Annotated in this window: 9 protein-coding genes; 4 read left to right on the top strand and 5 right to left on the bottom strand. The window is 43.1% G+C overall.

Going from position 1 to position 5,176, the window contains the following annotated elements; genetic code table 11:
- Positions 1-159: 159 nt before the first annotated feature.
- From G535_RS13690 to G535_RS13970, 3 genes are all read right to left on the bottom strand, one after another.
- The gene (locus tag G535_RS13690; RefSeq protein WP_051207266.1) at positions 160-477 is read right to left on the bottom strand and encodes a tyrosine-type recombinase/integrase; all 318 of its coding nucleotides are present in this window, start codon (positions 475-477) and stop codon (positions 160-162) included.
- A gap of 154 nt (positions 478-631) precedes the next feature.
- Complete coding sequence (locus G535_RS0112360) at positions 632-892, bottom strand: hypothetical protein (protein WP_026862334.1); 261 nt, start codon at positions 890-892, stop codon at positions 632-634.
- 1 nt (position 893) lies between these two features.
- Positions 894-1,463, bottom strand: a complete 570-nt coding sequence (locus tag G535_RS13970; RefSeq protein ID WP_126775187.1) for a hypothetical protein — start codon at positions 1,461-1,463, stop codon at positions 894-896.
- Between the two features lie 782 nt (positions 1,464-2,245).
- Between G535_RS13970 and G535_RS13680 the strand changes: the two genes are divergently transcribed.
- Genes G535_RS13680 through G535_RS13675 form a run of 4 tightly spaced genes read left to right on the top strand, consistent with a single transcriptional unit; the run spans position 2,246 to position 3,600 of the window.
- Positions 2,246-2,566, top strand: coding sequence for an AHH domain-containing protein (locus G535_RS13680; protein WP_198678993.1), 321 nt, complete (start codon positions 2,246-2,248; stop codon positions 2,564-2,566).
- Positions 2,567-2,601: 35 nt separating this feature from the next.
- Positions 2,602-3,123 (top strand): imm11 family protein, encoded by a 522-nt coding sequence (locus G535_RS14180; protein WP_126775186.1) that lies wholly within the window; start codon positions 2,602-2,604, stop codon positions 3,121-3,123.
- A 41-nt stretch (positions 3,124-3,164) separates the two neighbouring features.
- Entirely contained in the window at positions 3,165-3,335 is a 171-nt protein-coding gene (locus G535_RS14405; protein WP_084616882.1) for an HNH endonuclease, read from the top strand.
- Entirely contained in the window at positions 3,322-3,600 is a 279-nt protein-coding gene (locus tag G535_RS13675) for a DUF7716 domain-containing protein (RefSeq protein WP_034728638.1), read from the top strand. Before G535_RS14405 ends, G535_RS13675 begins: the two co-directional genes overlap by 14 nt.
- 51 nt (positions 3,601-3,651) lie before the next feature.
- On the opposite strand, the gene G535_RS0112335 is transcribed toward G535_RS13675, so the two are convergent.
- Both G535_RS0112335 and G535_RS14175 read right to left on the bottom strand, forming a co-directional pair.
- Positions 3,652-4,218 (bottom strand): hypothetical protein, encoded by a 567-nt coding sequence (locus G535_RS0112335; protein ID WP_026862332.1) that lies wholly within the window; start codon positions 4,216-4,218, stop codon positions 3,652-3,654.
- 10 nt (positions 4,219-4,228) lie between these two features.
- Positions 4,229-4,750, bottom strand: a complete 522-nt coding sequence (locus G535_RS14175) for a hypothetical protein (protein ID WP_126775185.1) — start codon at positions 4,748-4,750, stop codon at positions 4,229-4,231.
- Positions 4,751-5,176 lie beyond the last annotated feature (426 nt).

Below are 5,176 nucleotides of genomic sequence, written 5' to 3'. Positions count from 1 at the left end.
TCCAATAACCTGCTGTCACCAGTAGAGTATGAGAGCCGTTACCAAGAACAGCTGAGAAGTGTCTAAGTTATCGGTGGCGATTCAAAGAACGACCACACAGTTCACTGAATTATTTACCGCCAGTTGAATACGCAAAACAGGTGGCAAAAAACTGAAATCTCATTGAAAACATGGTGTTATTTCAGGGGAAAGGTCAACATGAATCAGACCTTGGGTTAAATCAACCTGTGACCATTTCAGGTTTACCAGTTCCGACACACGTAAAGCGTGATGGTAAGCAACCATGATGATGGTACTGTCACGATGACCGTGGCGACCGACCGATTTGGCTGCTTTGCTGATGCGCTCAATCTCTGATGATGTTAGATATTCACGTTCACGAACTTGGTTATATTTGGGTGGAGTTGGAAGAACTTTCCGATTTTCGATGGTTGGGGCTTGTTGTTGATATTCGTTTAAATAGCTTATTTTACTCATATTGGCTCCGTTAACTTTCCCGATTATAACCGAAAATGGGAATGTTTTGGAGGTGGTGGTGATTGCTAGTAATGCTGAAGCTGTGATGCTTTGATGATGGGTGCAAAATATGCGGCCTAACAAAGCCGCACATATCAACGCTGCTGATTATAGGCTAGGACTTTGATTTAGCATACGCTGCTAATTTTTCGAGCATTTTGTACCAATCATTTCCATTTAATGGGGGGACACTCAAGTCACCTAAAGCCCTTGCATGACACATACCCAAAATAAACTCAACAGCTTCCATACGGGTATTAATATCTTTTGATTTTAGGTTTTTAATTGCATCTTCAATTTGGTCAGCGAAGTCATCAAAGTCGCTATTTCGAAGAACCTCAATCACTCTGTCACCAATAAATTCATTGCTACCCATACTACCTCCTAATTCCACCGTTAAATGCATCAGTTACAACCTGCCACCCGCCACCAGTTGCATTGGGTCCAAAACCTCTATTTCCAACTTGGCTAGCCACTCGTCCCTCAAGTAGAACCTGAGGCTTTGTCAGGGTTGCACTTCCTTGGACTCGTGCTGTGTTACTCATCGGCAGAGCTAGATTTTGAATCCTCTCGGCAGGAGTGGCTCCCGCCGAACCTCTAGTGACAAACATACCACTCGCTGAGCCGGGTTTAGTCTCTGTTATTGTAAAGACATCCCCCGCTTTGCCTTTTGTCGCATATATCTGACCATCAAAGCTGGATACGACCTCTCGAGCTTGTTTGGGTGTTGCTCCTCTGGCCATTAATAACTTTCTTGCTGAGTTATTCTTTAAAGGAATGGCATCTATAGCTTTGTCAGCGGACCTTGCTATTTTCGCAGCGCCAGCAGCATTACCAACAAAGGGAACCATTGCTGCCATTGATAGTGCAGCGCCTTCATAGTCTCCTCTGGCTACAGAAATCCCTGCATTGGCGAAGTCAGCTACCTCACCAAGAATCGGTGCCATACCGACCACATCAAGCCCTGTTTGGATGCTATCCCAAATGCCCCATCCACTTTGATTGGTACCAACCTCCCCCGCAACAAACCCACCAACATCCTCCGCAGTCTCAGCGCTATTCCCAACCACGGTACCACAGCTTTCGATATCCGCCTCGTCGCATGTTCTGGCGGCGACGGCACCAAGGTCGCCGCCGATATCTGCGCAACTGGCATCGGTAGAGCCACCACGGCACTGGAACTCACCAACGATAACCGCTCGGGTCAGTGCCCGCCAGTGGATTATTCATTAAATACGAATAAGGGTTAATACTTCGTGTGTTGCTTGTGACCTTTCCCCTGAAATGGTGTTCGGGTTTAGTTTGCCACTACATAGCACCCAATCGTCTGATTGTTGGCGATGGCTAGTAATGCTTAAAAACTAATTTCATAATGATGCTAACAACGAAAAAGGCGTCATGGGGTCAAGTTTTGTTGATGCTGATGGGCAACGGTGAAATCATTAGTAACGGATTGATGATGTTGGGAAAATGAGTAGGTTAAGGTAGGACGAACGGTAGGGGTTACTGTTGTACCAATCAAGGTCAAAGCTATTCACCTGAGATAACTGGTACTATCGAACCTATCGTTTGGAGTCCAACTAAAGGGTTCTTAAAGTCCTTAGTCAATGGTCTAACGTTTGGAATTGTTTATGGTGATATAAGCTCCATACCTTCTTTGAATGCGGACCCTATTGATAATGCTGACATTGAGGCTTACGAAGAACAAGCTGGCGCAGAGCGTTACGCAATGGCTATTCTTCCGGGCAAAGCTGCTGCAACAGCAACTCAAACGTTACGTAGCTTACCTATGCAAATTCACCATGTTGCAACCAATAAAAGCAAAATATTTACTCCTGCAATGGAAAAGATTGCAGAAAAGTATGGCCTTAGGCTGGATGACATGTGGAACAAGCAGTCATTACCGCATTTAGGTCGACATCCTAACGCATATCATCAATTCGTACTGGACGGCATGAGGCGCTCCCATAAAGAAGCAAGGGGCAATGTGGATACATTCTTGTCAGGCTTTGATAAGTACGTTAAACAGCCCGTACTTAACACCCCCTGAGCTATTAAGAAAAAGCGGTTGGAAATAACAAATTGATGAGTTTTTATTATGTGCTACCACCTGATGATTCAGTGGTAGCAACTATTTCAGATAAATGTGACATTGACTTTGTCGGTGAGTTGCAAGAAAACACCTGCAACGTATTGTTCAATGCAGAGAAAGAAGGTCTTGGTGACATTCTGGCAAATGACCTCGGTTGGCCTTTGTATTCGAAGAAAGTGAAGGACATAATAGATTCTGTTATAGAGGACAAGTCGCACTATGTTTGGCACAAAGTATCTATAGCCACACCACATAGTGTTACTGACTATTACGTACCACAATTCTTAAAGGAGCTTGATGTACTTGATGCATCTCATTCAATATATGCTGAAGGTGGATTTGTTGTTAAAGCGTGTATTGAGCCAGCCAAAGCTCATAACAGAGGAATGTTTCCAGTTCCCGGCTCTGACTCTCGAATAATAATTTCTCAGGATATATGTTGTGTGTTAAGTGATAGTGGAGTAGATACAACTCATTTTGAAACAGCGTCAACTTCACCAAATCACCACCACTAAGCCTATGCTCTAATTGTAGTGGCAGACTAAACCCGAACACCATTTTAGGTGGTACACCACCGAAAGGTTTTACTTGGCATCATGAACAGGGAGCTGGTGTTATGAGACTGGTTCCAAGATCTCAGCATACTCCGGGAAGTAATAATTGGAATGCATTGCATCCAGATGGAAAAGGTGGATGGGCAATTTGGGTAAAGAATGAAACTGATTAATGTAATTACTGATCGTTCGTCACTGGATGAGAGTTACACTATTTATGCAACCACTCCGTGGACTAAAAACTCGGAATGTGTGGTTGAGTATGAACCGGATGATGGGGCGCTGCCTGATGCAGCGAAGATTAATGGAATGAAGTATTTCATAGAAGTATTCTTATTGAATGAGTTTGTCGAGGGATGGCTTGCAAATTCTAATGTGAAACCATCAGATGAAGAAATATGCCAGAGAGTCATCTATTATGCTCAAAATGATGCTTAATTATTAGATGATGATTATTTACAAAGCCCACATTCGTGGGCTTTGATCAAGTTAATGTACTTTCCATTCAGAAAGTTTTGCTCTTATTAAATGCCTGACTTCCTGATGATTTGATATATTACTGCCACTTAATGAAACAGTGTAATACACACCATCATCAACAAAGCCGAAAGTACAAGATGCAGGAGACGATTTGAGTTGTGAACATGTCGCAACAGGCTCAACATCAACAAGTGTCTGCCCATTATATTTAGGTGAAACTAATTGCCAATGTATGGGCTCTTTGTCCTGAGACAATTTGTAAAATCCAGACCCGTGCTGCTCTAAGTTTCCACCATTTGTCGCCAAATTAAGCGCTCTTGCCTTTGCTTTATCATTCGCGAAATTACTTGCTGGTGTTAAGGTATATTGCACATATTTGCCAACAATAGCATCCGATTGAAGCTCAACCGCAACATCATCTCTTGTTTCAGCCCCTATGCTATACAACCCCGAACCTCCTATTTCACCAAGAATATAGGATGCAGGTATTGAGTAATCATGCCACTTCACAAACTCTGGTTTTGCATCGGAACAACCAGCAAGCAAGCTAAATATAAAAATACTTAAACGTTTCATACATTATTCCTTAATTGCTATCGCATGCAGGTTGGCAATAAAACAGCTTTGAAAAGTCACGAACTGCGTTGGATATTGGCGTTGGTAATTCTCCGTGGCCTAGAGTTCCTCCGTACCTGCCCACGTTAGCATTGAATTCCCTGAAGACTTTATGGTGATAACTGGTGATCTGTCTCTCTGACAACAAACCTCGGATGCCTGTTCGGTCATTGTTGTAGTCATTTTGAACAGCGTTAAGATGCTCCAGCGCAATCCTAATAGACATAGGCTTATTATGGATATGTGCCATCATTAATTTTACATTTGCATTTTCCATGAATGGGAAATATGCAGCATCACCAGATAGAGCTGCGTAACTGTTCAATTTTGTTAATGAACCTACAAATGATTTCCAATAAACCGCACCTAGGAAGCCATGAACATCTTCATTATCTTCGAAGCTTCCCCATACACCTAAGCCAACATTACCAACATTTAATGATTTTAGACAACCGACAGTTTTGACACGTAATGGAGAGCGATTTAATTTCACGTATGGGGCGCAGCGCGAACGCGTAAAAACGACCATTAATGGCACTAGCACATACGAAATTGATAAAGTGTACGAAGAGACCGTCAGTGGTAGTTGGAAAGTTTATTTAGATGATTTTGCAATTATTAGTTTTAGTCAGGAGAGTGGGTACCGAATAAGTTATCTTCATAAGGACCGCTTAGGAAGTGCTCTCACGTTTAGTGACGATCAAGGACAGGTTGTTGGCCGACGGCATTATGATGCATTTGGTAAACCGCGGACAATGGGAGGGCAGCAGATGGAGCCGGGCTATCGCCCTCGTCTAGCGAACGTTATGGCGTTTGGTGGGATCGAGAACATAGCTCTCACGCGACGTGGTTTTACGGACCATCTTCACTTGGATGAGCTAGAGCTAATTCATATGAACGGGCGGGTGTATGATTATAA

The organism is Pseudidiomarina sediminum DSM 21906, assembly GCF_000423165.1.
Classification (GTDB): domain Bacteria; phylum Pseudomonadota; class Gammaproteobacteria; order Enterobacterales; family Alteromonadaceae; genus Pseudidiomarina; species Pseudidiomarina sediminum.
Note: the sequence above shows the minus strand (reverse complement) of the source record. Positions and strands in the feature narration are given on the sequence as shown.

Coding starts and splice junctions, on each gene's coding strand:
- G535_RS0112360 (WP_026862334.1), bottom strand. CDS start 892: ATGGGTAGCAATGAATTTATTGGTGACAGAGTGATTGAGGTTCTTCGA.
- G535_RS0112335 (WP_026862332.1), bottom strand. CDS start 4,218: ATGAAACGTTTAAGTATTTTTATATTTAGCTTGCTTGCTGGTTGTTCC.
- G535_RS13690 (WP_051207266.1), bottom strand. CDS start 477: ATGAGTAAAATAAGCTATTTAAACGAATATCAACAACAAGCCCCAACC.
- G535_RS13680 (WP_198678993.1), top strand. CDS start 2,246: ATGGCTATTCTTCCGGGCAAAGCTGCTGCAACAGCAACTCAAACGTTA.
- G535_RS13970 (WP_126775187.1), bottom strand. CDS start 1,463: ATGGCACCGATTCTTGGTGAGGTAGCTGACTTCGCCAATGCAGGGATT.
- G535_RS14180 (WP_126775186.1), top strand. CDS start 2,602: ATGAGTTTTTATTATGTGCTACCACCTGATGATTCAGTGGTAGCAACT.
- G535_RS13675 (WP_034728638.1), top strand. CDS start 3,322: ATGAAACTGATTAATGTAATTACTGATCGTTCGTCACTGGATGAGAGT.